Raw genomic sequence first — 22,913 nt, 5'->3', positions numbered from 1 at the left:
TTCCACTCAATAGTCGCGACTCAGTTTCGCTTTTTCGTAAGAATTGACCCGACCCACTTTAAACAAATAAATGACCCAACCGTAATCCATTGAAATTAAAAGAATTTTAAAATTTGGTTTATTATTCGGGATTTGAAAAAAATTCAGGAAGATAGTCTGTTTTTAATATAGGGAATATTCTGGCAGGTATTTGGGCTATATTTTGGCCCTATAATCGAGCTTTTATAGCCTGCAGTTAAATAACTGCAAATAAAAATAGAGCTTTGATAGACAGGTTGGCAGGCTTGAACGTATTCATGATTGAGGGTGTTTGGCCCAAACCTTCCCCCAACAAAAACTGTTTAGAGGAAGATTTTGGCCATTAAAGCACGCCAAAAATAATGTAGTTAGTACTTACTTACACATCCAGATTGGCCACTGCCAGTGCGTTAGTTTCAATAAATTCACGACGTGGCTCAACGTGATCACCCATAAGTGTCGTGAAAATTTGATCGGCAGCGATAGCATCCTGAATAGTCACTTTAAGCATTCTACGGCTCTGTGGGTCCATTGTGGTTTCCCACAATTGCTCTGGGTTCATTTCACCCAGCCCTTTATAACGTTGGATAGAGTAACCGCGAGTAGCCTCTTTCATGAGCCATTCTAAACCAGCATCGAATGTGTCGACTTCTTGAGTTTTCTCACCGCGTTTGACAAAGGCGCCGTCCTCCAACAAATTATCGAGCTTCTCACCTAAGCCTACAATTGCTCGATATTCACCGGATGCGAAGAACTCGTGATTAAATGGATACTCCGCAGCTACACCATGCTCAATGATCTCCACATGAGGCAAATAAAGATGGCGCTCTTGATCCTCCCGCACGGTCAATTCGTAGCGATCGGCACCCGCTTTGTGGCTGTTGTGGAACTTAGATGCTAGCTTTTCGCACCATTCATTCATAACCTGCTCATCACCTAGGTTTTCAGGTGATAATGAAGGCATATAAATCATTTGCTCAAGCACTTCTGGTGGGTACAAACGCGATAGACGCTCAATGGTCTCCATCACGCTGCGATATTCACGCACCAAGTTTTCAAGTTGCTCACCGCGTATACCTGGATCATCGCTGTTAACATGAAGACTTGCACCTTCAAGGGCCGCTTGGGTCAAAAAAGCGATACGGGCGGGTTCATCTTTTAAATATTGCTCTTGCTTACCCTTGGCAATTTTATACAAAGGAGGTTGGGCAATATAAACATGACCGCGCTCAATCAACTCACGCATTTGGCGGAAGAAAAAGGTCAGTAACAAGGTACGAATGTGCGATCCATCGACATCAGCATCCGTCATAATAATAATACTGTGATAGCGCAGCTTTTCCGGGTCAAACTCGGTTTTACCAATACCGCAACCCAAGGCAGTAATCAGAGTACCTACTTCAACGCTGGACAGCATTTTATCGAATCGCGCTTTCTCGACATTTAGAATCTTACCTTTTAGTGGCAAGATGGCTTGGGTTTTTCGGGCACGGCCCTGTTTGGCGGAACCGCCAGCAGAATCACCCTCCACCAGGTATAGTTCTGATAGCGCTGGGTCTTTCTCTTGGCAGTCTGCCAGTTTACCCGGTAACCCGGCTATATCCAGCGCGCCTTTACGGCGTGTCATCTCACGGGCCTTACGGGCCGCCTCACGAGCGCGGGCCGCATCGATCATTTTACCCACAATTTGCTTGGCTTCGGCTGGGTTTTCCAACAGGAAATCAGCCAAATTATGACTCATTTCCTGCTCTACCGCGGTTTTCACCTCAGAAGAAACCAGCTTGTCTTTGGTTTGCGATGAGAACTTAGGGTCGGGTACTTTTACAGAAATAATCGCTGTTAGCCCCTCTCGTGCATCATCACCTGTGGTGCTGATCTTAGCTTTCTGCGCCAAGCCCTCTTTTTCAATGTAGGTATTTAAACCCCGCGTCAATGCAGCCCGAAAGCCTGCTAAGTGAGTACCACCATCGCGCTGAGGGATATTATTGGTGTAACAGAATATATTTTCCTGGAAGGAATCGTTCCACTGCAGGGCAACTTCTACTGCAATGCCGTCTTCTCGCTGGTCAGTAAAGTGTACAACCTTATTGATTGGGGTTTTATTGGCATTAAGGTGCTCCACAAAGGCACGTAAACCACCTTCATATTCGTACACTTCTTCTTTACCACTGCGCTCATCTTTTAGAACGATACGCACACCGGAGTTTAGGAACGACAGCTCGCGCAGACGCTTAGCCAAGAGTTCAAACTCGAATTTGATATTGCTAAAGGTGTCAGCGGAAGGCTTAAAATGAATTTCTGTTCCCGTTGAGGTTGTTTCACCCACAACCGTTAGGGGCTTTTGTGGTACACCGTGCTGATAGACCTGCTCATGTACGCTGCCACCGCGGCGGATGGTGAGCTTTAGTTCTTCTGAAAGAGCATTAACCACCGAAACACCCACACCGTGTAAACCACCTGACACTTTATAGGTGTTGTCATCAAACTTACCACCGGCGTGCAATACGGTCAGAATGACCTCTGCCGCAGACACACCCTCTTCATGCATTTCAGTGGGGATGCCACGACCATTATCTGATACCGAAACTGATTCATCGGGGTGTATGACAACGCGAATTTCTGAACAAAAGCCTGCCAATGCCTCATCAATGGAGTTATCCACCACCTCAAAGACCATATGGTGCAAACCCGTGCCGTCGTCTGTGTCCCCAATATACATACCCGGTCGCTTACGTACGGCATCAAGGCCTTTTAGCACCTTAATACTGGACGAGTCATAATTGGGTTTATCGTCTGACATAGTAGGTTTACTCCGCTTATTAGTAAGGCTGGCTTATTCCGTTTCAGATAGCGCCAGTCGCTCTTCGTGTTTTATCTCTCCGTGTTCCACGTGGAACACTTTAATATCCCGATCAACCATCTTTCCCCAAGGTTCTGACAGAGCTAACACATCAACCCCTGTCACAAACACCTGGCAATTAAGCTTGTTAATCCAATTAACCATCAGAGTTTGATACTTATCATCTAACTCAGAGGGCAAATCATCGACTAACAATATACAATTCTTTCCACTTGTTTGCTGAAACACCATGCACTGAGCAAGGATTAAGGCGCAAACCAGCAGTTTCTGTTGGCCCCGTGACAGTACTTCTTCAGCTTTATGGGAGCCTACTTTGATTTTGATATCCGCCCGATGGAAGCCAGTGCCTGTAAAGCCTTGTTTCTTATCGCGGTCAAAATGCTGCTCTAAGATATCCAGCAGATTACCAGTGGTGTCCCAACCTTGCTCAAGCTCTACCGTAAGAGATTCAATCTGAACAAACTCTTCCACTAGTGACAAGAAAACGGCTTTGAATTGATCAAATGCACAGCGGCGATAATCAGCTAACAGCTGGCTGAGCCCCGCCAACTCTCTATCCCAAGGATGAAACTCAGCATAGGGTATTCTATCACGACGCAGCATTGCATTCCGTTGTTTTAAACACCGGCTGGCATTCTTCCAGGTGATGAAGAAGCCAGGTTCCACGTGAAACACTAACCAATCGAGAAGTTGACGTCGTTCTTTTGGCCCACCTTCTATCAACCGGAAAGTATCACTGTTAATTACCAACACCGGTAAAGAGCGGGTTAATTCAGCCAGTGAAGCTATCCTTGAGCCATTAACCTTAAACTGAGAATCACCACGTCGTGGACGGGTAATACCAATACTGGCTGCACTTGATTTTCCAAAGACTGTTAATTCAGAGGCGCTTTCATTAATAAGCGGCTTAATTTTATGGCTGCGGAAAGAGCGCCCGAGGCTCAACAAATAAACTGACTCCAGTAAAGATGTTTTACCAGAGCCGTTCTGACCATAAAGAAGATTGATATCGGGTGAAGGCTGGACGTCGACCTGTAACAAATTGCGAAACTGGGTGACCAACAGCCGCTGGATAGGCATATTCTAAGTCTTAGAGCCTCATAGGCATAACAACATAGAGAGAGTCGCCCTCTTCAGGCTCCTCTAGCAAAGCACTGCTATTAGCATCTGAGAGAGTGATCTTAATCGCATCACTGTTCAGTACATTGGCAACATCTGTCAGATAGCTGACATTGAAACCCACCTCAAGAGAGTCTCCAGCGTAATCAACGGTTAGTTGCTCTTCAGCTTCTTCTTGTTCGGGGTTGTTCGCTACAATTGTTAGCTGGCCGCTATCCAGCAACAAACGTACACCACGATACTTTTCATTGGATAGAATAGCCGTGCGAGAAAAGGCTTGTTTTAATTCACTGCGTGAGCCGTACATAATCTTATCGCCACCACGCGGTAATACTCGTTCGTAATCTGGGAATTTACCGTCTACTAGTTTGGAGGTAAATGTATATTCATGGGATGCCACGCGAATATGATTCGCGCTCAGTACAACATCCACCAACTCTTCATTGTCATTCATTAGTCGAGCAAGCTCTAACACGCCTTTACGCGGCAGGATAGCCTGTACCAACTCAGAGGTGTTGATTCCCAGAGCTCGTGTGCACATTGCCATACGATGGCCATCAGTGGCCACTACTCGCAACTGATCTTGCTGAACTTCCCATAACATACCGTTTAGGTAGTAACGGACATCCTGTTGAGCCATTGCAAAAGCAGTTCTATCAATAAGTCGCTTTATCTCTCCTTGTTGTGCACTAAACTGCAAATCACCGGGACCATCCTCAACATTGGGGAAATCATTGGCTGGCAAGGTAGATAGGGTAAAGCGGCTACGGCCACTTTTTAATAAAATTCGGCTCTCTTCCTCAATTAACTCCACCACAGCGTCATCCGGCAATGAGCGAACAATATCCACAAATTTTCGGGCCGGTACAGTGATTTCACCATCAATTCCAGGAGCTTCCAGCTCTACCCGACCGACAATTTCCACCTCTAGATCGGTGCCCGTCAGGGACAGCCTATTCCCCTCTAGAACCAACAACACATTGGATAGAACAGGTAAGGTCTGGCGACGCTCAACAACACCCGCCACCAGTTGCAGGGGTTTGATCAATGCCTCTCGCGATACGACAAATTTCATGTGATGGTCTCTTGTCTTAGTCCTTGAATATAGGGCTTACTGATTGATTGGTTTAAGAGGTTAAAGAACGTAGCAGATTTTTCATATCTTCTCTGATATCTGCATCTTCTTCTTCCAACTCTTTAATTTTACGGCAGGCATGTAAAACGGTTGTATGGTCGCGCCCACCGAAAGCTTCGCCAATCTCAGGCAAACTGTGATTGGTTAACTCTTTCGCTAATGCCATAGCCACCTGACGCGGCCGGGCAACTGAGCGACTGCGCCGTTTAGATAACATATCCGCGATTTTAATTTTGTAATACTCACCGACAACCCGCTGAATATTATCCACACTCACTTGTTTATCTTGCAGTGCTAGTAAATCCTTCAGAGCCTCGCGTACCAGCTCTACATCAATCGATCTTCCTGTGAAGTGAGCACTCGCTATCACTCTTTTTAGTGCACCCTCTAGCTCACGTACATTTGACCGAATCCTCTGCGCGATAAAGAAAGCCGCATCATCAGGTAAATCGACCTCAACTTGCTGAGCCTTTTTCTTTAAAATAGCCACTCGCATTTCGAGCTCAGGGGGTTCTACCGCTACGGTTAACCCCCAACCAAAGCGAGATTTAAGCCGCTCCTCTAAGCCGTGTATCTCTTTTGGATAACGGTCACAGGTAAGAATAATTTGCTGGCCACCTTCCAATAGCGAATTAAAAGTGTGAAAGAACTCTTCCTGAGAGCGCTCTTTACCCGCAAAAAATTGAATATCATCAATTAACAATGCATCAACAGAACGATAGTAACGCTTAAAGTCATTAATGGCATTTAATTGCAGTGCCTTTACCATATCCGCCACAAAGCGTTCAGAGTGTAAATAAATAACCTTAGCATTGGGATTTTTCTGCAGCAGTGCATTTCCCACAGCTTGCATCAAGTGAGTTTTACCCAGCCCAACTCCACCGTAGATAAAAAGTGGGTTGTAAGCACCACCGGGGTTTTCTGCTACTTGTCTCGCGGCTGCTAAACCCAACTGGTTAGATTTACCCTCGACAAAACTTTCAAAACTGAAAGCTCGATTGACATTATTTTGATGCTTAAGCGCCCCCTCTACATCTGGCCTGGAAGCCTGTATTGGCGGTTGCGGGGGAGGTGCAGTCACTGAGGCATTATGTGCAACAGGGGTTGTCTCAGGCGCTGCTGCCGCTGGGGCAGGATTAGACTGCGTCGCTGTTGGGGCCGGTCGACGCATAATAGCGGGGTTGCCACCAGAGCGATTACCCACCCCTACATCAATAGTAAGTGATGGTTCGTCTTGGTACTGAAGAGCAAGTTCGGATATTCGAGCTAAAAACTTCTCTCTAACCCAATCACAAACAAATCGGTTAGGCGCAAGAATACGCAGGCTGGCACCATCAGCGCCCCCCTCAACCTTTAACGGTCGAATCCAAGTATTAAATTGTTGCGATGGCAACTCATCCTGAAGACTGGAAACGCAAAATTCCCACACCGATTCCGGCAAAACTAACCCCCAATATTATTCACAAACACCTTGCTACAACGTTTGGTGCTCGCCTTAGAACTCACTAGTTTACCTTGCCAAAAGCTAGTTATCCACACCAAAGAACAAAAATCTATCCAGATCAGTAAAATCAAGGTAAATTGTTAATTTTAAGAGGTTTTATGCAGGTTATAAAAAAGATTTACACAGGCTTATCCACAAAATAAAACAAACTCACTAACAACCATCTCTCAATAACAACCCAGTGGATAACCCCGTGAAAAACTGTGTAAACAAGGTATATAAACCCTGTATAGATAAATTTATAACTCATTAAGGATTAAGCATTGATTTTGCTAGTGTTCTTCTATAAAATCGCCGCCTCTTTTTCGCACACTGTGTGATCAATACAGGTATCGGTAGGTTAACCCATGAAAAGAACATTTCAGCCCAGCGTATTAAAACGCGCACGTAGCCACGGCTTTCGTGCTCGTATGGCCACCAAAAACGGTCGTGCAGTATTGGCTCGTCGTCGCTCAAAAGGTCGTAAAAGCTTAAGCGCCTAATTAAGCCTGAGACTGCGCGTGATACAAAAGGCACCGCTGTAGCGTCTTCATTATATGATGAAGCACTACACCGGTGCCTTTTGTGTGTGGTCAGTTTTCAATTTAACGAGGTCGCAGCCCTGTGAGCTCGAATGCCTTTAGCAAACAACAACGTTTATTGAAGCCCGCTCAATTTAAGGCGGTATTTGATGACGCACCCTTTCGTGCCTCACATCAGCATATATTGATGCTATCTCGCAGTAACGATGATCAAACAGCCCGCCTTGGACTGGTCATCGCAAAAAAGAATATCCGCTTCGCTGTTGATCGCAACCGAGTTAAGAGATTAATTCGGGAAAGTTTTCGTCAGCACCAACAACATTTATATGGGTTAGATGTTATTGTACTGGCTCGCCGGGGATTGGCCGAGTTAGACAACGAGCAAATCTTTAAGCTACTGGCCAAGCAGTGGCGGCGTTTACAACACAAAAAAGCTCAACAAGAGGCCCAATCGTGAGCTGGCTTGCCATTAAATGTATCCGACTCTATCGATATTTATTGAGCCCATGGATCGGCAATCAATGCCGCTTCTACCCCAGTTGCTCACACTATGGTGAGGAAGCCATAATGACTCACGGTTTTATAAAAGGGTCTTATCTAACAGTCAGCCGCCTATTAAAATGCCACCCTTGGCACCCGGGTGGTATAGACCCAGTTCCAACTAAAACCAACAATTAACCACTAACCAATGGCAAACATTAAAATGGATTGGCAAAAGAATCTGTTAATCGCGGCAATGGTCGCAGTAATCGTGCTCCTGGTGATACGCTGGGAAGAGTTCCAAGAACGGCAAGCCGAAACAACGGCTGAAATTGCCGAGGAGCAAGTCAACAGCCCTAAAGACAGTGATATCCCTGCAGTGGTTAGTGGCGATGTACCCGTTACCGAGATACCCGGCCAGGCCTCACCAGAAATTACCAGCACTCAGGTAATTCGCGTGACAACCGACACCTTGAAAGTCGCCATTAACCCCACTGGCGGTGATATCACCGAAGTTTCGCTGCCTAAGCACTACGCCGAAATAGATACCCCAGACCAACCTTTTGTGCTGGTAAACAATCGTGGCAGTAAAACCTACACCGCACAGAGTGGCTTAATAGGCCCTAACGGTACCGACAGCTCTGACGGACGCCCAGTATTTACCGCCAGCGATACTCAATATCAAATGAGCGAAGGTCAAGACACCTTACAAGTTGACCTGACGACTAAACAGGACTCAGTAACAGTCACTAAGCGATTTACCTTTTATCGAGGTGAGTATCGAGTTGAAGTTAGCTACCTGATTGAAAACGGGAGCAGCGAAAACTGGCAAGCCGCCTTATATGGTCAAATTAAACGCGACAGTCACGAGCCTGACACGGCCAATGGTTTTGGTATGCAGCCTTTTGTCGGTGCCGCTTTAACAACCAATGATGAACGCTATAAGAAATTTTCTTTTGATGATCTGGAAGAAAAAAGTTTCAAAGCCAGTGTTCAAGGTGGCTGGGTATCCATGGTTCAGCACTACTTTATCAGCGCTTGGATTCCCGCCGCCGAAAGCCAAAATCAGTATTACTTACGCCAACAAGGTAGTCAGGATATTTACTTAATGGGCTTTACCTCACCGATGACGACAGTCGCTCCAGGTGAATCCCAAGCTATAGCGGTTCAGTATTACGCCGGCCCTAAAGACACCGAAGCTCTAGAGGCAATAGCTCCGTATTTAGACTTAACCGTGGATTATGGTTGGCTATGGTGGATGGCCAAGCCATTATTCGGTGTGTTGAAGTACATTCATGAGATTATTGGTAACTGGGGTTTATCAATTATTGCCCTGACAATTATTATTAAAGCAATTTTCTTTAAGCTAAGTGCCACCAGTTATAGGTCTATGGCCCGTATGCGTAAACTTGCTCCTAAAATGAAGGAGCTAAAAGAACGCCACGGTGATGATCGACAAAAAATGTCGCAAGAGACAATGAAGCTCTATCGCGACGAAAAAGTGAACCCTCTGGGCGGTTGTTTACCCATGCTAATCCAGATGCCAGTGTTTTTGGCGTTGTATTGGGTACTGATGGAGTCGGTTGAGTTACGCCACACACCTTTCTTGTGGATTCCAGATTTGTCGATTAAAGATCCAATCTTTGTCTTGCCGCTGTTAATGGGCTTTACCATGTGGCTCACCATGCGACTCAACCCCGAGCCACCAGACCCAACTCAAGCCAAAATTATGAAGTTAATGCCGGTGGTGTTTACCTTTATGTTCTTGTGGTTCCCGGCCGGTTTAGTTCTGTACTGGGTAACTAACAACACCCTGTCGTTCTTGCAACAGATGGTTATTACCCGACAAATTGAAAAGTCGGACAATGCCAGCACATAGACGATAAGGTGATTTCATGGTGTTAACGCCTTCTGACACCATTGCCGCCGTTGCGACCGCTACCGGTCGCGGCGGTGTCGGTATTATCCGGGTGTCCGGTCCACAAGCGGCCGCTATAGCCTCGGCTATTACCCAGAACACTCTACAACCCCGTCAAGCGCACTACTTACCCTTTATTGATGCCGAAGACCGAGAACTCGATCGAGGCATAGCATTGCTCTTCAAAGGCCCAAACTCCTTTACCGGTGAAGATGTACTCGAACTGCAAGGGCACGGTGGACCGGTTGTCTTGGGCTTACTGCTAGAGCGGGTAAAACAGTTAGGAGCCCGCCAGGCACGCCCTGGTGAGTTCTCAGAGCGAGCCTTCCTTAACGACAAGTTAGATTTAGCCCAAGCCGAAGCCATAGCCGACCTAATTGAGGCCAGTTCAGAGCAAGCCGCGCGCAACGCACTAAACTCACTGCAAGGGTTGTTCTCCAGCCAGGTCCATAAATTGGTGGAATCTCTGATAGCTCTGCGCATCTATGTAGAGGCCGCTATTGATTTTCCAGAAGAAGAGATCGACTTTCTTAGTGATGGCAAGGTAGCTGGTGACCTGGATCAGATTAACGAGGCTCTGACCGAGTTAATCCAGCAAGCGAGACAAGGCCAATTGGTCCGCGATGGTATGCAAGTGGTCATCGCTGGCAAACCCAATGCGGGTAAGTCCAGCCTCTTAAACGCACTGGTAGAAAGAGACAGTGCAATTGTCACAGACATCGCCGGCACCACTCGCGATGTACTCAAAGAGCATATACATATCGACGGTATGCCACTACATATTATCGATACCGCAGGTCTGCGCGAAGCGTCCGATCAGGTAGAAAAAATAGGTATCGAAAGAGCTTGGGCTGAAATAGAAAAAGCCGATCGAATACTGCTGATGATCGACACACTCGATGCAATTAACCACCCTGAATGGCAACCCGAGAATGTATGGCCAGAATTTACCGAGCGTTTAAAGCATTCCGATAAAGTCAGCGTCATTTACAATAAAGTCGATTTAGCAGACAGCGCTAAACTCCCTGCCAACGCACTGGCAATAAGCGCTAAAACCGGCCAGGGGCTCGATCAACTAAAACGCCATCTAAAAGATTGTATCGGCTATCAGAGCACCACCGAGGCAACCTTCACCGCCAGGCAAAGGCACATAGACGCCCTATTGTCTGCAGAGAGCTGCCTTAAACAAGGTAAAGAGCAATTACAAGTACACGCCGCTGGCGAGCTACTGGCTGAAGATCTGCGCGATGCGCAAAATCATTTGTCGGAAATCACCGGAGAGTTTTCCTCCGATGATTTACTGGGGCGCATATTTTCCTCTTTTTGTATAGGGAAATAACGGTCTGAGGTCTGAGGTCTGAGGTCTGAGGTCTGTCCACAGCGTCCGACATCAGACCTCTAGCGACTTACTCTACAACTTTCTCCCCAATCGTTTCTCAACTTGTTTTCGCTCCCAATCGGAGCCAAAAAAGTTAAACACCTCGAACACATTTAGGGCATGTAAAGCCAGGCCGATACCCCAACCGATGGCGGGCCAAAACACCCATATATAGCCAGGCGAGGTGGTTAGATTTACAAAAACCAAAAAGGGGATAATTAACAGATACGATGCCAAATTTGAGTAAAACGCTTTAACGTCTCTGACATACTCCATCGCTTTTTGCTCTTTTAGCGCTTCCGCTTTCGAGTCTTCGTGATTTATTGCTGTTTCATTAGTTGCGGTAGATGTTGTGTTCATATCGATGCCCTCCAAAGGCCACTCACTGATATCAACCTCAAACACCGCAGCAAGTGCATTGCGCGTCTCTAAAGAAGGTGGCTGCCCTCTTTCAATACGCTGAATCGTCCGAATACTGACACCAGCCATTTCGGCTAACTGTTCCTGAGACCAGCCTTTCACTAATCTTAATTTCCGAGCGTTCATTCCTTGCTCCGTAATGTACTGAGGTGTGCTGCGTTTATGGCACACCTTTAGTATTGTTAAAAAAGACCGGACAAATCCACGTCATTTACCTGACATAAGGGCGACAACATAATAAAAACAATAACTTACAAAACTCCATGAACCATTCGCTGAGTGAAATGATCCCCCAAATTTAAACCCACCGCCACCACCTTCCCAATAACCTGACTCTCGTCTACCAGCCCCCAGAAGCGCGAATCGAGGCTGTTACCGCGATTATCACCCATAACAAAATATTTGCCCTCAGCAATGAGCAATTCGCCTTCTAAAATAGGCTGATCACCTGTCGGATCTATTAAATGACGAGAACCTGGTAGTAGCTCCCAATACTGCCCCTGTGCCTGTTCAATAGACACAAGCTTATTGTTAATCCAAACCTGATTACCTTGAATACGTAATTTGTCTCCGGGAACACCGATAACGCGTTTTACTAAACAATCTTTTGTATGTGAGGGGAAAAAGGTAATGACATCACCCCTGTCTGGTTGTCCCAATGCCAGTAAGCGCGAACGAGTAAAAGGAATAGAAGGGCCGTAGGCAAGCTTGTTTACAACCAACACATCCCCTGGATAAAGCGTTGGTTCCATTGAACCTGAGGGTACGTAATTCCAATCGGCCACCGCGGTCCGAAAAATAGCCAAACCCAAAACAAAAAGTATAAACCTTGCGTTGCGTCGAATAAAACCTACTCGCTGAAATGAATCATCCATAAACAATCTTCTTAACCAAGCCGATAAAAAACGTTAGAGTCTTATCCCGGCTGTTAAGTTTCACACGGTGGTCAGGCTTGTAAACCCAAGCGTTCCAATTCCGCATAAACCGAAGAGACGTAACCACTACCGAATAAATTGTAGTGGTTAAGTAGATGGTAAAGGTTATACAGCGATTGGCGTTGATTGGCCCCCGCTGGTAATGGCCAACGGTGGTGATAACCTCGGTAAAACTCAGCATTAAATCCGCCAAACACATGGGTAAACGCTAGATCCGTCTCTCGATCACCATAATAGGTAGCGGGATCAAACAATACCGGCTCACCATTGGCTAAAAATGCTTTGTTACCCGACCACAAATCCCCGTGCAATAAAGAAGGTGCCGGCTGGTGATCAGCCAAAAGTGCGTGTGTACACTCGCGAATCCTTGCAATAGAGACAGGCGAAAACCCCGAGCCTTGAGCCATTAATAACTGCGGCTCAAGTCGCTGGCTCCACCAAAATTGCTCCCAATTAGGACTTTGACTGTTGTACTGAGGGTTATGTCCGATGAAGTTATCCTCATCAAAACCATACATTGTATCCGGTGCTAGTAAGGTGTGAAGCTGGGCCAGCGATTGCCCCAATAGGTACTCATCGCCACTGTCGGATAAGGATAAATACTCCATAATCAAGACCGCAAATGTCTCAAATGACAAGCAACCCAATACTTTAGGAGTTCTGATCGATGCTGCCTGGAGAGTCTGTAAATTATGATGTTCAGCCCCGAGAAGCTTCTGATTGACGTGTATCTTAATAAAATACATCCGCAACAAGGCATCGGAGACTCTGTAACTTTGGCAAATATCGCCACCAGCGATCATCTCTACCGTATCTAATTGCAGCTGACCGGCAAAAAACCTGACGTTAATTTGACCCCATAGTGCAAGATTCACACACCCACCTATAACGCATTAATGAATTTGAAAAATTATACACTTGAGAACAACTCTCAATTGCAAGGGATAAACACGCCCAAAAGTTCAAAAACGCGTTTTATTCACAGAAGTGGACAAGGTTACCCACAGCGCCAAGCACCTAAAAGCACTAACTTACGAAGGTTATCCACAATTGTTCACAGGTTTATCCCATAAGTTACTGTTTTCAAGTGTTTTTTGCCTGTTAAGTAATCAGAATTGGCCATAACCCTGTGTATTAAGACTGATTAACTTGATGATGAAAATGGGGATAACTCGAGTTTTAAAAATTCTGGGGATAACTGGCTATTCCATCCATAGCTTATCAAGAGCTCTCTGCCAGTTTACAGGCAGTTTTAAGACCCAGTTGTAATCACAATAAATCATTGTTTTAAAAGGATAAATTACGGTTATAAACAGAAAACCGCCTTACCATTAGTAACAACAGTATTAATCTTTAATACATATTTATATATATATTCATTATTAAATATTTATCTGTATAACTAGATTTTAAAGATTAAGTATTGAACATGTTTTATACAGTCCAACTTCACTATATAATGCTCGCCCTTTTTTCCTTGGTAGCCTTGAGGCCTGAATGAATTACCCGGATCGTTTTGACGTTATTGTGATTGGCGGTGGTCACGCCGGCACAGAGGCGTGCCTGGCTGCTGCTCGCATGGGGGCAAAAACCCTATTGCTGTCCCATAACATCGAGACGCTGGGCCAAATGTCGTGTAATCCAGCTATCGGGGGAATTGGCAAAAGCCACCTGGTAAAAGAGATTGATGCACTCGGTGGTGCCATGGGGTTGGCAACCGATGCTGGGGGGATTCAATTCCGGGTTTTAAATGCTCGCAAAGGCCCTGCGGTTCGCGCTACTCGCGCTCAAGCCGATCGTGTACTGTACAAAGCAGCTATTCGGGAAACCTTAGAAAACCAACCCAACCTCTGGATATTCCAACAAGCGGTCGATGATTTGATTGTTGAGTCCGATGAAGTGCGTGGGGTTATCACTCAGATGGGCTTGCGGTTTTTCGCTAACCAAGTGGTGCTGACCGCGGGAACTTTTCTAGGTGGGGTCATCCATATTGGTATGCAGAATCACTCAGGCGGTCGCGCCGGTGATCCACCTGCACAGGCATTGTCTCAGCGTTTGCGTGAATACCCGCTACGAGTTGACCGGTTAAAAACCGGTACCCCGCCGCGAATCGATGCCAAATCGGTCGACTTTTCTGAATTACAGGAACAGTGGGGGGATGAGCCTCGCCCGGTGATGTCAGTACGCGGTAATCGCGCAATGCAGCCAAAGCAAGTTTGTTGTTGGATTACCCACACCAATGAAAAAACCCATGAGATTATTCGAGGTGGTTTAGACCGATCACCGATGTATTCGGGTGTCATTGAAGGTGTGGGGCCGAGGTACTGCCCATCCATTGAAGATAAAATCCATCGCTTTGCCGACAAGCCGAGCCATCAGGTTTTTATTGAGCCGGAAGGTCTAACGACTCACGAATTGTACCCCAACGGTATATCCACCAGTTTGCCGTTCGATGTGCAAATGAATTTAGTGCGTTCTATCAAAGGTTTTGAAAACGCACATATAATGCGTCCAGGTTATGCCATCGAGTACGATTACTTTAACCCGCAAGATTTAAAATACTCGCTGGAAACAAAAGTGATTGGAGGCTTGTATTTTGCGGGTCAAATTAACGGCACAACCGGTTACGAAGAGGCCGGCGCGCAAGGTTTGTTGGCTGGGTTAAATGCGGCGCGACGCGCTCGCGAATTGGATGCCTGGAGTCCGCGCCGTGATCAAGCGTATCTTGGTGTGTTGGTGGATGATTTAATCACATTAGGTACCAGTGAACCCTATCGTATGTTTACCAGCCGTGCCGAGTACCGGTTGTTGTTGCGCGAAGATAACGCCGATGAACGATTAACCGAACAAGGTTATCAAATGGGGTTAGTGGGCGAGTCGCAGTGGCAAGATTACTGCGAAAAACGCGAAGCGGTTGAAGTAGAGCGCGCCCGATTAAAAGATACCTGGGTTCAAGCCGGCACACCACAAGCGGATGAATTAGCTGGAAAAGTGAAAAGTCCACTGACCCGTGAATACAGTTTATTTGATTTATTAAAACGGCCAGAATTAAATTACACCGATATTGCCAATCTAAAAGGCGAGGTCAATGTCAGTGAAGCGGTAGCCGAACAAATTGAAATCGACGCAAAATATTCGGGTTATATTTCGCGTCAACAAGAAGATATTGATCGATTGCGAGCTTATGAAAATACACGCTTTCCAGACGCGTTTGATTTTAATGCGGTCGATGGTTTGTCGAATGAAGTAAAACAAAAATTATCCGAAGCCAAGCCTGAAACATTAGCGCGCGCACAACGCATACCCGGTGTGACACCGGCGGCGGTTTCATTACTCTTGGTGTATATGAAAAAACGCGGCTTGTTGGGGCGCGCTAAAGCAGAGGCCGTGTAATGGCATTGTCTTTGCGCGCACAACTTGAACAAGGGGTGAAATCCCTTTCATTGACTTTAGCTCCGGATACAATCGAAGTATTACTGCAATACTTGCAAGAATTTTCGCGTTGGAATAAAGCGTATAACTTGTCGGCGGTTCGCAATATTGATCAGATGGTGAGTCGCCATTTGTTGGACTCGCTGGCGATACTACCCCACTTGCCGGATGGAAGGTTTATTGATGTAGGCACCGGTGGTGGTTTGCCCGGTATGGTGATGGCGATATGTCGGCCCAACCAACCATTAACTTTGCTCGATAGTAATGGCAAAAAAACACGCTTTTTGTTTCATGTAAAAACACTGCTGGGTTTGGATTGGGTTGAGGTGGAAAACTGCCGGGTTGAATCACACCAGAGCCATGAAAAATACCAAGGTGTGGTAAGCCGGGCTTTTGCCAGTTTGTCTGATATGACCCACTGGTGCCAACATTTGCTGGCCGATGATGGTTGCTTTTACGCAATGAAGGGGATCTACCCTGAGCAGGAACTGCTGGATATCCAGCCGGATTTTGAATTGAAGCAGAATATTCCCCTATCCGTACCCGGTGAGGCTGGGCAGAGACATTTATTGGTGATCAACAAACGTCCGGTAAAGCCTGAATAAGCTCGCAATTGTCTGTGGCGCTTGCCCGATGTCCATATCTGCCACACAATAGACGGCTCGTTTAGTGGGGCGGGTGTCGCCAACCCCCAATAGCACCGACTCCAGAGTGGTAGACCGCAGGTCTTGTCACCAGAAGAAGGATAACAACTTGACTAAAATTTACGCCATAGCCAATCAAAAAGGTGGAGTGGGAAAAACCACCACTTGTGTGAACTTGGCCGCCTCTTTGGTTGCAACCAAAAAGCGAGTATTGCTGGTGGATCTCGACCCACAAGGCAATGCGACTATGGGCAGTGGCGTGGATAAATCCGAGTTGGAAGAAACTGTTTACGATGTGCTAACCGACCGGGCGCAAATGGCCGATTGTCTGGTGGTATCCGAAGAGGGCAAGTATCACGTCCTTCCTGCAAATGGTGATTTAACCGCCGCCGAAGTTGAAATGCTGTCACTGCCGAACAAAGAGCGCCGCCTTAGTCGGGCACTTGAGCAAGTGAAGAGTAATTACGATTATATTTTGATTGATTGCCCGCCGTCACTCAATATGCTGACACTCAACGCGTTGGCAGCCTGTGATGGTGTGATCATCACCATGCAATGTGAATACTACGCGCTGGAAGGGTTGTCTGCTCTGATTGGTACTATCAATCAAATACATGACCTGCTCAATCCAAAGCTGCGCATTGAGGGTATTTTGCGCACAATGTACGACCCGCGTAACAGTTTGACCAATGATGTGTCGGCGCAATTACACGAACACTTTGGCGACAGGGTTTATCGCACATGCATTCCACGTAATGTACGCCTTGCTGAGGCTCCCAGTTATGGCCAGCCGGTATTGGTGTACGATCGTCAGTCCAAAGGGGCTATCGCCTACTTGGCGCTGGCCGGCGAGTTGATTCGCCGCAACGAACTAGGCGCTGGTAGCGTCCCCTTGAACCCCGAATTGGCGCAATAGCGCATTTAGTCGAACACAGGTAGAACCATGGCTGGAAAACGTAAAGGTTTGGGCAAAGGCTTAGACGCACTATTGGGTGCTGGGGTTAATATTCCTCCGGCCGATGTACCTGTAGGGGATTCAACGGCAGAACAAACCCCAGCCCCCACTCCGGCAGATGGCAAATTAATGCAACTGCCAGTGGATTTGATTCAGCGTGGTAAATACCAGCCGCGGCGAGATATGCATCCAGAAGCTTTAGAAGAGTTGGCCGACTCGATCAAGGCACAGGGTGTTATGCAGCCGATCATTGTGCGCCCCATCAGTGAGGACAAGTACGAAATTATAGCCGGTGAGCGACGCTGGCGTGCAACCCAACAGGCGGGGCTCGACAAAATACCGGCGGTGGTGCGCGATGTGCCGGATGAAGCTGCCATTGCTATGGCGCTGATTGAAAATATTCAGCGTGAAGACCTTAACCCTATCGAAGAAGCGGTCGCCCTCAAGCGCCTACAAGATGAATTCGAACTCACCCATCTGGAAGTGGCTCAGGCGGTGGGTAAGTCGCGCACCACGGTGACTAACCTGTTGCGCCTGATTGCCCTCGATGAAGAAGTGAAAAAATTACTCGAACACGGTGACTTAGAAATGGGCCATGCGCGTGCCCTGTTGTCCCTAACGGCCGATCAGCAGCGTCAAGTGGCTAGGCAAATTGTGGGCAAAGGTATGACTGTGCGTCAGGCTGAAGCTTTAGTGCGAAAAATCCAAGAAGAACAAAACAAAGGAACCATTGGCGCAAAACCACAAGAGTCGGCGGATATTAAGCGGCTGCAAAATGAGTTGTCGGAAACTCTGGGGGCCGGTGTCGCTATTCAGCACTCAGCCAAAGGGAAGGGTAAATTAGTCATCAGCTACAATAATCTTGACGAGCTGGATGGTATTTTGTCCCATATAAAATAAAAATTAACCAAGTAAAAAGTGCTCTAGGTGTTTGGTTTGGTATAACCGCCGCCCTATTTTGGGTCAAAAAAATAATATCCACAGGTATTGGTCATGCCAGTTAAGGAGTGTTAAGGCTTGTTTTGCAGTCTTTACCCACTATTAGGTTCACAATTGACCCTAACTGAGCGAATTTAACGATTGCACTGTTGAAAGGCACTCTGGAAACCCCCTATAATGCTGCGGCTTTGCAGCTGATCTGTAAGCAGACGTAAATATACGGCGTAAATCGACAGATTTGCCAAATTGCAGGACACCATCGCAGTGGCAAACGATAAAGAATCGATGCTTGGGGCACGCCGACAGACAGCTGAGCTAGCCAGATTACCGGTTTATAAGCACTTGATGCGATTGTGGGTAATTACCCTGTGTATCAGTTTTCCGGCTCTACTCTGGCAGCCGCGTTGGGGGATGTCTTTACTGTGGGGTTTTACCGTATGTTTGGTGCCGGCAATTGTATTTGCTTGGTATGCCAGACGTATCAACGGCGCCTCCAGTGTCTACGCGAGTGTTAATCGTCTCTACGGAGCAGAAGCAGCGAAATTTACACTCACTGCCGTATTGTTTGCGGCGGTGTTTACCCGGGATGTGGATTTCAGTGTGCCGGTTTTTATCGGTGCCTACATTCTGGCCCAGGTAGTACAGTTGGTGGTGACCGCTAAAGTTTTGCGCCACCACCGAATGAGCGGTAAACCATAAAAAGTTCCGCTCAATTTAAAATGTGAATTAACAGTTGAGAGATTACAGATGGCCGCGGAAGGTAGCGCACCAACCACCACCGAGTATATCCAGCACCACTTAACCAACTGGACCTATGGCAAATTGCCTGCCGGTACCTATTGCGATGGTAAAAGTGTTCAAGAATCCACCGGCTGGACAGTTGCACACTGTTCAGAAGAAATGTCGGCTATGGGGTTCAATGCGATTCACCTTGATTCAATGCTTTGGTCAATTGGCCTAGGTGTTATCTTTTTAGCACTATTTCGCTGGGGTGCTAGCAAAGCACACGCGGGTGTCCCCACTGGTATGCTCAATTTTATTGAAGCCATCATCGAATTTATTGATAAAACCGTAAAAGATGGTTTTCAGTACAAAAGCCGTTTTGTTGCGCCCTTGGCTCTGACTATTTTCGTTTGGGTTTTCTTGATGAACCTGATGGATTTGATTCCTGTGGACATTATTCCGCAGTTGGCAGCCTGGATTGCCGGCGACCCCCACTTCTACTTTAAGATTGTGCCAACTACCGACCCCAACGTTACCCTGGGTATGGGCTTTACCGTTTTCTTTCTGATGGTGTTGTTTAGCATCAAAGAGAAAGGTTTTGTGGGCTTTGTTAAAGAATTGACCTTCCACCCTTTCCACCCGCCCACCAAAGGGCCGGCGATTGTGTTGGCACCGGTTATTATTGTTATTAATTTCGCGCTTGAGTCAGTCACCCTACTCGCCCGCCCTATCTCATTGGGCCTGCGTTTGTTCGGTAACCTCTATGCGGGTGAAATGATCTTCATTCTGATTGCCACCATGTTTGGTGCCGGCTTGATTCTTGGCCTGTTCGCCGGTGTGTTGCAATTAGGTTGGGCGCTGTTCCATATTATCGTGATTACACTGCAAGCGTTTGTCTTTATGGTGCTGACCATTGTGTATATGGCTATGGCGTTCCATAACGATGATGAAGATCAGTTTAATCATTAAAATATACACCTTTTTTTAATTTACTTTTACATACTTAAATCGAGGAGATTTACCATGGGTTTAGCACTGATTGCTGTTGCACTGTTGATTGGTCTGGGCGCTCTGGGTACCGCTATTGGTTTCGCCATTTTGGGTGGCAAACTGCTTGAAGGTTCTGCCCGTCAGCCAGAATTGGCTCCAATGCTGCAAGGCAAAATGTTCTTGATCGCTGGTCTGCTTGACGCCGTACCAATGATCGGTGTGGGTATCGCTATGTACATTCTGTTCGTTACTGTTCCAGGTTTGGCGTAAGCTAAAACCGAATTAACGCACAGAAACTTCCCATAACCGAGGTGTCGGCGTGAACATTAATTTAACCATCATTGGACAGTCCATAACGTTCATTGTCTTTGTGCTTATTTGCATGAAGTATGTATGGCCGTTTATTACTGCGGCTATGCTGGAGCGTCAGAAGAAAATTGCTGACGGTCTGGCCGCCGCTGATCGCGCCAGCAAAGATTTGGAACTGGCTCAGGAAAAAGCAACTAAAACCTTGCGTGAAGCTAAGGTTGAGGCTGCCGGTATTCTGGAGTCTGCCAATAAGCGTGCAGCGCAAGTCGTCGATGAAGCGAAAGAGCAAGCTCGCACTGAAGCAGACCGTATTAAAGCGGCCGCTCAAGCTGAAGTTGAGCAAGAAATGAATCGCGCGAAAGAACAGCTGCGTTCACAAGTCTCTGTCTTGGCGTTTGCCGGTGCTGAGAAAGTGCTCGAGTCTTCTGTCGATCAAGCGGCTCACAAAGACATGATCGACAAACTGGCTGCCAGTTTGTAAGTGAGGTGAATTGTGGCTGAATTGACTACCCTAGCAAGACCCTATGCAAAAGCGGCTTTTACATTCGCCCGCGACCATAGCGATCTTGCGGGTTGGGCAACGCAACTGAAAACACTGGCATTGGTTAGCGAGTACGGTAAGGCAAAAGAAATTGTTGCCTCACCAGGTATGACTCCCGCTGATCAAGCCACCGCTCTGATTGAAGTCTGCGGTGAACAGCTGAGCGAAAAAGTCCAAAACTTTGTTCAGCTACTGGCGGACAATAAGCGTTTGGCTTTGTTGCCCGAAGTATTCACCCTTTTCGATGCGCTGAAAACCGCCCAAGAGCAGGCCGTTGACGTTGAGTTGACAACAGCATTTGAACTGGACGATGCCAGCCAGCAAAAACTGGCCGACGCGCTCAGTGCGAAACTGGAGCGTAAGGTAAAAGTGTCCACTATCACCGATCAACAATTACTCGGTGGTGTGGTCATTAAAGCTGGTGACTTGGTGATCGACGGCTCCATGCGCGGTCGGTTAGAAAAACTCGCCAAAGCAATCAATTCGTAGGATTGAGGAAAAAAGCATGCAGCAGCTGAATCCATCCGAGATTAGCGAAATTATCAAACAGCGCATCGATAACCTCGATGTGTCTTCTGAGGCCCGTAACGAAGGTACGGTTGTCTCTGTATCAGACGGTATTGTACGCATCCACGGTTTGATGGATGTTATGTACGGGGAAATGATCGAGTTCGAAGGTGGCATGTTTGGTATGGCACTTAACCTCGAGCAGGACTCTGTCGGTGCCGTTATTCTGGGTGACTACTTCGGCATTGCCGAAGGTCAAACCTGTAAATGTACTGGCCGTATTCTTGAAGTGCCGGTGGGTCCTGAACTCGAAGGTCGTGTCGTTGACGCTTTGGGTAATGCCATCGATGGAAAAGGCCCAATCGATGCCAAGCAAACCGACGCTATTGAAAAAGTAGCACCGGGCGTAATTTGGCGTCAATCGGTTGATGAGCCAGTACAGATTGGTTTAAAGGCCGTTGACTCAATGGTACCAATCGGTCGCGGCCAGCGCGAGCTGATCATTGGTGACCGTCAGATTGGTAAATCTGCCATTGCTGTTGACGCCATTATCAACCAGAAAGACTCTGGTATTAAATGTGTTTATGTAGCGATCGGGCAAAAAGCTTCCTCGATTGCCAGCGTAGTGCGTAAGCTAGAAGAGCACGGCGCCATGGAACACACCGTAGTGGTTGCCGCTACCGCATCAGACCCAGCGTCTATGCAGTACCTGGCTGCATTCGCCGGTTGTACCATCGGTGAGTACTACCGCGACCGCGGTGAAGATGCCCTGATTATTTACGATGATTTGACCAAGCAAGCTTGGGCCTACCGTCAAATCTCTTTGCTTTTGCGTCGCCCACCGGGCCGTGAAGCCTACCCAGGGGATGTTTTCTACTTGCACTCACGTCTGCTAGAGCGTGCCGCTCGTGTAAACGCCGAGTACGTTGAGAAACAAACCAATGGTGAAGTAAAAGGCAAAACCGGTTCTTTGACCGCTCTGCCAATTATTGAAACCCAGGGTGGTGACGTTTCTGCATTCGTACCGACTAACGTAATCTCGATTACCGATGGTCAGATTTTCCTCGAAGCAGACATGTTCAACTCGGGCATTCGCCCTGCGATGAACGCCGGTATTTCGGTATCTCGTGTGGGTGGTTCGGCGCAAAGCAAGATTATCAAAAAGCTCTCTGGTGGTATTCGTACCGCACTGGCTCAGTACCGCGAATTGGCGGCCTTTGCTCAGTTTGCTTCTGATCTGGATGACGCGACTAAAGCCCAGTTGGATCACGGTGAGCGTGTTACCGAGCTGATGAAGCAAAAGCAATACTCACCCATGAGCATTGCGCAAATGGGCTTGGTACTTTACTGCGCCAACGAAGGTTATTTGCAAGACATCGAAACCAATAAGATTTTGGATTTTGAAGCTGCCCTTCTGTCTTACGCTGATGCCGAACACGGTGAGTTGATTAAACAAATCAACGATACCGGTGATTGGAACAGCGATTTGGAAGAGCAATTCAAAGCATTGGTTGAGAAGTTTAAATCTAGCCAAACTTGGTAAGTTCAGTGGTGCGCTTTGCGCACCACCGTTAAGAAATCTCGA

At 47.0% G+C, this 22,913-nt stretch carries 22 protein-coding genes; 15 read left to right on the top strand and 7 right to left on the bottom strand.

The window, feature by feature from the left end; translation table 11 throughout:
- Positions 1–397 precede the first annotated feature (397 nt).
- The 4 genes from gyrB to dnaA are packed head-to-tail and all read right to left on the bottom strand — an operon-like array spanning position 398 to position 6,573.
- Positions 398–2,818, bottom strand: a complete 2,421-nt coding sequence (gene gyrB, locus Q4563_RS09735) for a DNA topoisomerase (ATP-hydrolyzing) subunit B (RefSeq protein ID WP_215974698.1) — start codon at positions 2,816–2,818, stop codon at positions 398–400.
- Positions 2,819–2,851: 33 nt separating this feature from the next.
- Positions 2,852–3,958: a DNA replication/repair protein RecF gene (recF, locus tag Q4563_RS09730; protein ID WP_303604383.1), complete on the bottom strand. Its 1,107-nt coding sequence runs from the start codon at positions 3,956–3,958 to the stop codon at positions 2,852–2,854.
- A 10-nt stretch (positions 3,959–3,968) separates the two neighbouring features.
- The gene (gene dnaN / locus Q4563_RS09725; RefSeq protein ID WP_215974696.1) at positions 3,969–5,072 is read right to left on the bottom strand and encodes a DNA polymerase III subunit beta; all 1,104 of its coding nucleotides are present in this window, start codon (positions 5,070–5,072) and stop codon (positions 3,969–3,971) included.
- 52 nt (positions 5,073–5,124) lie between these two features.
- Entirely contained in the window at positions 5,125–6,573 is a 1,449-nt protein-coding gene (gene dnaA / locus Q4563_RS09720) for a chromosomal replication initiator protein DnaA (RefSeq protein ID WP_215974695.1), read from the bottom strand.
- Positions 6,574–6,983: 410 nt separating this feature from the next.
- Between dnaA and rpmH the strand changes: the two genes are divergently transcribed.
- The 5 genes from rpmH (at position 6,984) to mnmE (ending at position 10,894) form a co-directional block, all read left to right on the top strand.
- The gene (gene rpmH / locus Q4563_RS09715; RefSeq protein WP_215974694.1) at positions 6,984–7,118 is read left to right on the top strand and encodes a 50S ribosomal protein L34; all 135 of its coding nucleotides are present in this window, start codon (positions 6,984–6,986) and stop codon (positions 7,116–7,118) included.
- Positions 7,119–7,239: 121 nt separating this feature from the next.
- Complete coding sequence (gene rnpA / locus Q4563_RS09710; RefSeq protein ID WP_215974693.1) at positions 7,240–7,614, top strand: ribonuclease P protein component; 375 nt, start codon at positions 7,240–7,242, stop codon at positions 7,612–7,614.
- Positions 7,566–7,835 carry a membrane protein insertion efficiency factor YidD gene (yidD, locus tag Q4563_RS09705; protein WP_368411077.1) on the top strand — a complete coding sequence of 90 codons (270 nt, stop codon included), beginning with the start codon at positions 7,566–7,568 and terminating at the stop codon, positions 7,833–7,835. The genes rnpA and yidD overlap by 49 nt, the downstream gene beginning before the upstream one ends.
- 25 nt (positions 7,836–7,860) lie before the next feature.
- A complete protein-coding gene (gene yidC, locus Q4563_RS09700) occupies positions 7,861–9,516 on the top strand; it encodes a membrane protein insertase YidC (RefSeq protein ID WP_215974803.1) in 1,656 nt (551 codons plus the stop codon).
- 16 nt (positions 9,517–9,532) lie between these two features.
- Positions 9,533–10,894 carry a tRNA uridine-5-carboxymethylaminomethyl(34) synthesis GTPase MnmE gene (mnmE, locus tag Q4563_RS09695; RefSeq protein WP_442903751.1) on the top strand — a complete coding sequence of 454 codons (1,362 nt, stop codon included), beginning with the start codon at positions 9,533–9,535 and terminating at the stop codon, positions 10,892–10,894.
- Positions 10,895–10,966: 72 nt separating this feature from the next.
- Here mnmE and Q4563_RS09690 read toward each other — a convergent pair whose 3' ends face one another.
- From Q4563_RS09690 to Q4563_RS09680, 3 genes are all read right to left on the bottom strand, one after another.
- Entirely contained in the window at positions 10,967–11,479 is a 513-nt protein-coding gene (locus tag Q4563_RS09690; RefSeq protein ID WP_215974690.1) for a helix-turn-helix domain-containing protein, read from the bottom strand.
- A gap of 125 nt (positions 11,480–11,604) precedes the next feature.
- Complete coding sequence (gene lepB, locus Q4563_RS09685; protein ID WP_215974689.1) at positions 11,605–12,228, bottom strand: signal peptidase I; 624 nt, start codon at positions 12,226–12,228, stop codon at positions 11,605–11,607.
- Positions 12,229–12,299: 71 nt separating this feature from the next.
- Complete coding sequence (locus Q4563_RS09680) at positions 12,300–13,163, bottom strand: fructosamine kinase family protein (protein WP_303604382.1); 864 nt, start codon at positions 13,161–13,163, stop codon at positions 12,300–12,302.
- A gap of 622 nt (positions 13,164–13,785) precedes the next feature.
- On the opposite strand from Q4563_RS09680, the gene mnmG reads away from it, so the two are divergent.
- From mnmG to atpA, 10 genes are all read left to right on the top strand, one after another.
- A complete protein-coding gene (gene mnmG, locus Q4563_RS09675; protein WP_303604381.1) occupies positions 13,786–15,681 on the top strand; it encodes a tRNA uridine-5-carboxymethylaminomethyl(34) synthesis enzyme MnmG in 1,896 nt (631 codons plus the stop codon).
- Entirely contained in the window at positions 15,681–16,325 is a 645-nt protein-coding gene (gene rsmG, locus Q4563_RS09670; RefSeq protein WP_303604380.1) for a 16S rRNA (guanine(527)-N(7))-methyltransferase RsmG, read from the top strand. The genes mnmG and rsmG overlap by 1 nt, the downstream gene beginning before the upstream one ends.
- Before the next feature lie 148 nt (positions 16,326–16,473).
- Entirely contained in the window at positions 16,474–17,280 is an 807-nt protein-coding gene (locus Q4563_RS09665; RefSeq protein WP_215974685.1) for a ParA family protein, read from the top strand.
- Between the two features lie 27 nt (positions 17,281–17,307).
- The gene (locus tag Q4563_RS09660) at positions 17,308–18,219 is read left to right on the top strand and encodes a ParB/RepB/Spo0J family partition protein (RefSeq protein ID WP_215974684.1); all 912 of its coding nucleotides are present in this window, start codon (positions 17,308–17,310) and stop codon (positions 18,217–18,219) included.
- Positions 18,220–18,522: 303 nt separating this feature from the next.
- On the top strand, positions 18,523–18,957 hold the full coding sequence (locus Q4563_RS09655) for an ATP synthase subunit I (protein ID WP_303604379.1): 435 nt from the start codon (positions 18,523–18,525) through the stop codon (positions 18,955–18,957).
- Positions 18,958–19,005: 48 nt separating this feature from the next.
- Positions 19,006–19,950 (top strand): F0F1 ATP synthase subunit A, encoded by a 945-nt coding sequence (atpB, locus tag Q4563_RS09650; protein WP_215974682.1) that lies wholly within the window; start codon positions 19,006–19,008, stop codon positions 19,948–19,950.
- 54 nt (positions 19,951–20,004) lie between these two features.
- Positions 20,005–20,241 (top strand): F0F1 ATP synthase subunit C, encoded by a 237-nt coding sequence (gene atpE / locus Q4563_RS09645; protein WP_020208604.1) that lies wholly within the window; start codon positions 20,005–20,007, stop codon positions 20,239–20,241.
- 49 nt (positions 20,242–20,290) lie between these two features.
- The gene (locus Q4563_RS09640; protein ID WP_215974681.1) at positions 20,291–20,761 is read left to right on the top strand and encodes a F0F1 ATP synthase subunit B; all 471 of its coding nucleotides are present in this window, start codon (positions 20,291–20,293) and stop codon (positions 20,759–20,761) included.
- Between the two features lie 12 nt (positions 20,762–20,773).
- Positions 20,774–21,310, top strand: coding sequence for a F0F1 ATP synthase subunit delta (locus Q4563_RS09635; protein WP_303604378.1), 537 nt, complete (start codon positions 20,774–20,776; stop codon positions 21,308–21,310).
- Between the two features lie 16 nt (positions 21,311–21,326).
- Positions 21,327–22,871: a F0F1 ATP synthase subunit alpha gene (gene atpA / locus Q4563_RS09630; protein WP_215974679.1), complete on the top strand. Its 1,545-nt coding sequence runs from the start codon at positions 21,327–21,329 to the stop codon at positions 22,869–22,871.
- Positions 22,872–22,913 lie beyond the last annotated feature (42 nt).

The sequence above is a fragment of the Gilvimarinus sp. 1_MG-2023 genome, assembly GCF_030548285.1.
The sequence above is the reverse complement of the archived record's forward strand: the minus strand, read 5'-3'. Positions and strand labels throughout refer to the sequence as shown.

Excerpts from the sequence above, each read along its gene's own strand:
- dnaN (WP_215974696.1), bottom strand. The coding sequence starts at position 5,072 with ATGAAATTTGTCGTATCGCGAGAGGCATTGATCAAACCCCTGCAACTG.
- rpmH (WP_215974694.1), top strand. The coding sequence starts at position 6,984 with ATGAAAAGAACATTTCAGCCCAGCGTATTAAAACGCGCACGTAGCCAC.
- Q4563_RS09690 (WP_215974690.1), bottom strand. The coding sequence starts at position 11,479 with ATGAACGCTCGGAAATTAAGATTAGTGAAAGGCTGGTCTCAGGAACAG.
- atpB (WP_215974682.1), top strand. The coding sequence starts at position 19,006 with ATGGCCGCGGAAGGTAGCGCACCAACCACCACCGAGTATATCCAGCAC.
- atpE (WP_020208604.1), top strand. The coding sequence starts at position 20,005 with ATGGGTTTAGCACTGATTGCTGTTGCACTGTTGATTGGTCTGGGCGCT.
- yidC (WP_215974803.1), top strand. The coding sequence starts at position 7,861 with ATGGATTGGCAAAAGAATCTGTTAATCGCGGCAATGGTCGCAGTAATC.
- gyrB (WP_215974698.1), bottom strand. The coding sequence starts at position 2,818 with ATGTCAGACGATAAACCCAATTATGACTCGTCCAGTATTAAGGTGCTA.
- atpA (WP_215974679.1), top strand. The coding sequence starts at position 21,327 with ATGCAGCAGCTGAATCCATCCGAGATTAGCGAAATTATCAAACAGCGC.
- mnmG (WP_303604381.1), top strand. The coding sequence starts at position 13,786 with ATGAATTACCCGGATCGTTTTGACGTTATTGTGATTGGCGGTGGTCAC.
- recF (WP_303604383.1), bottom strand. The coding sequence starts at position 3,958 with ATGCCTATCCAGCGGCTGTTGGTCACCCAGTTTCGCAATTTGTTACAG.
- mnmE (WP_442903751.1), top strand. The coding sequence starts at position 9,533 with ATGGTGTTAACGCCTTCTGACACCATTGCCGCCGTTGCGACCGCTACC.
- Q4563_RS09660 (WP_215974684.1), top strand. The coding sequence starts at position 17,308 with ATGGCTGGAAAACGTAAAGGTTTGGGCAAAGGCTTAGACGCACTATTG.
- lepB (WP_215974689.1), bottom strand. The coding sequence starts at position 12,228 with ATGGATGATTCATTTCAGCGAGTAGGTTTTATTCGACGCAACGCAAGG.
- rsmG (WP_303604380.1), top strand. The coding sequence starts at position 15,681 with ATGGCATTGTCTTTGCGCGCACAACTTGAACAAGGGGTGAAATCCCTT.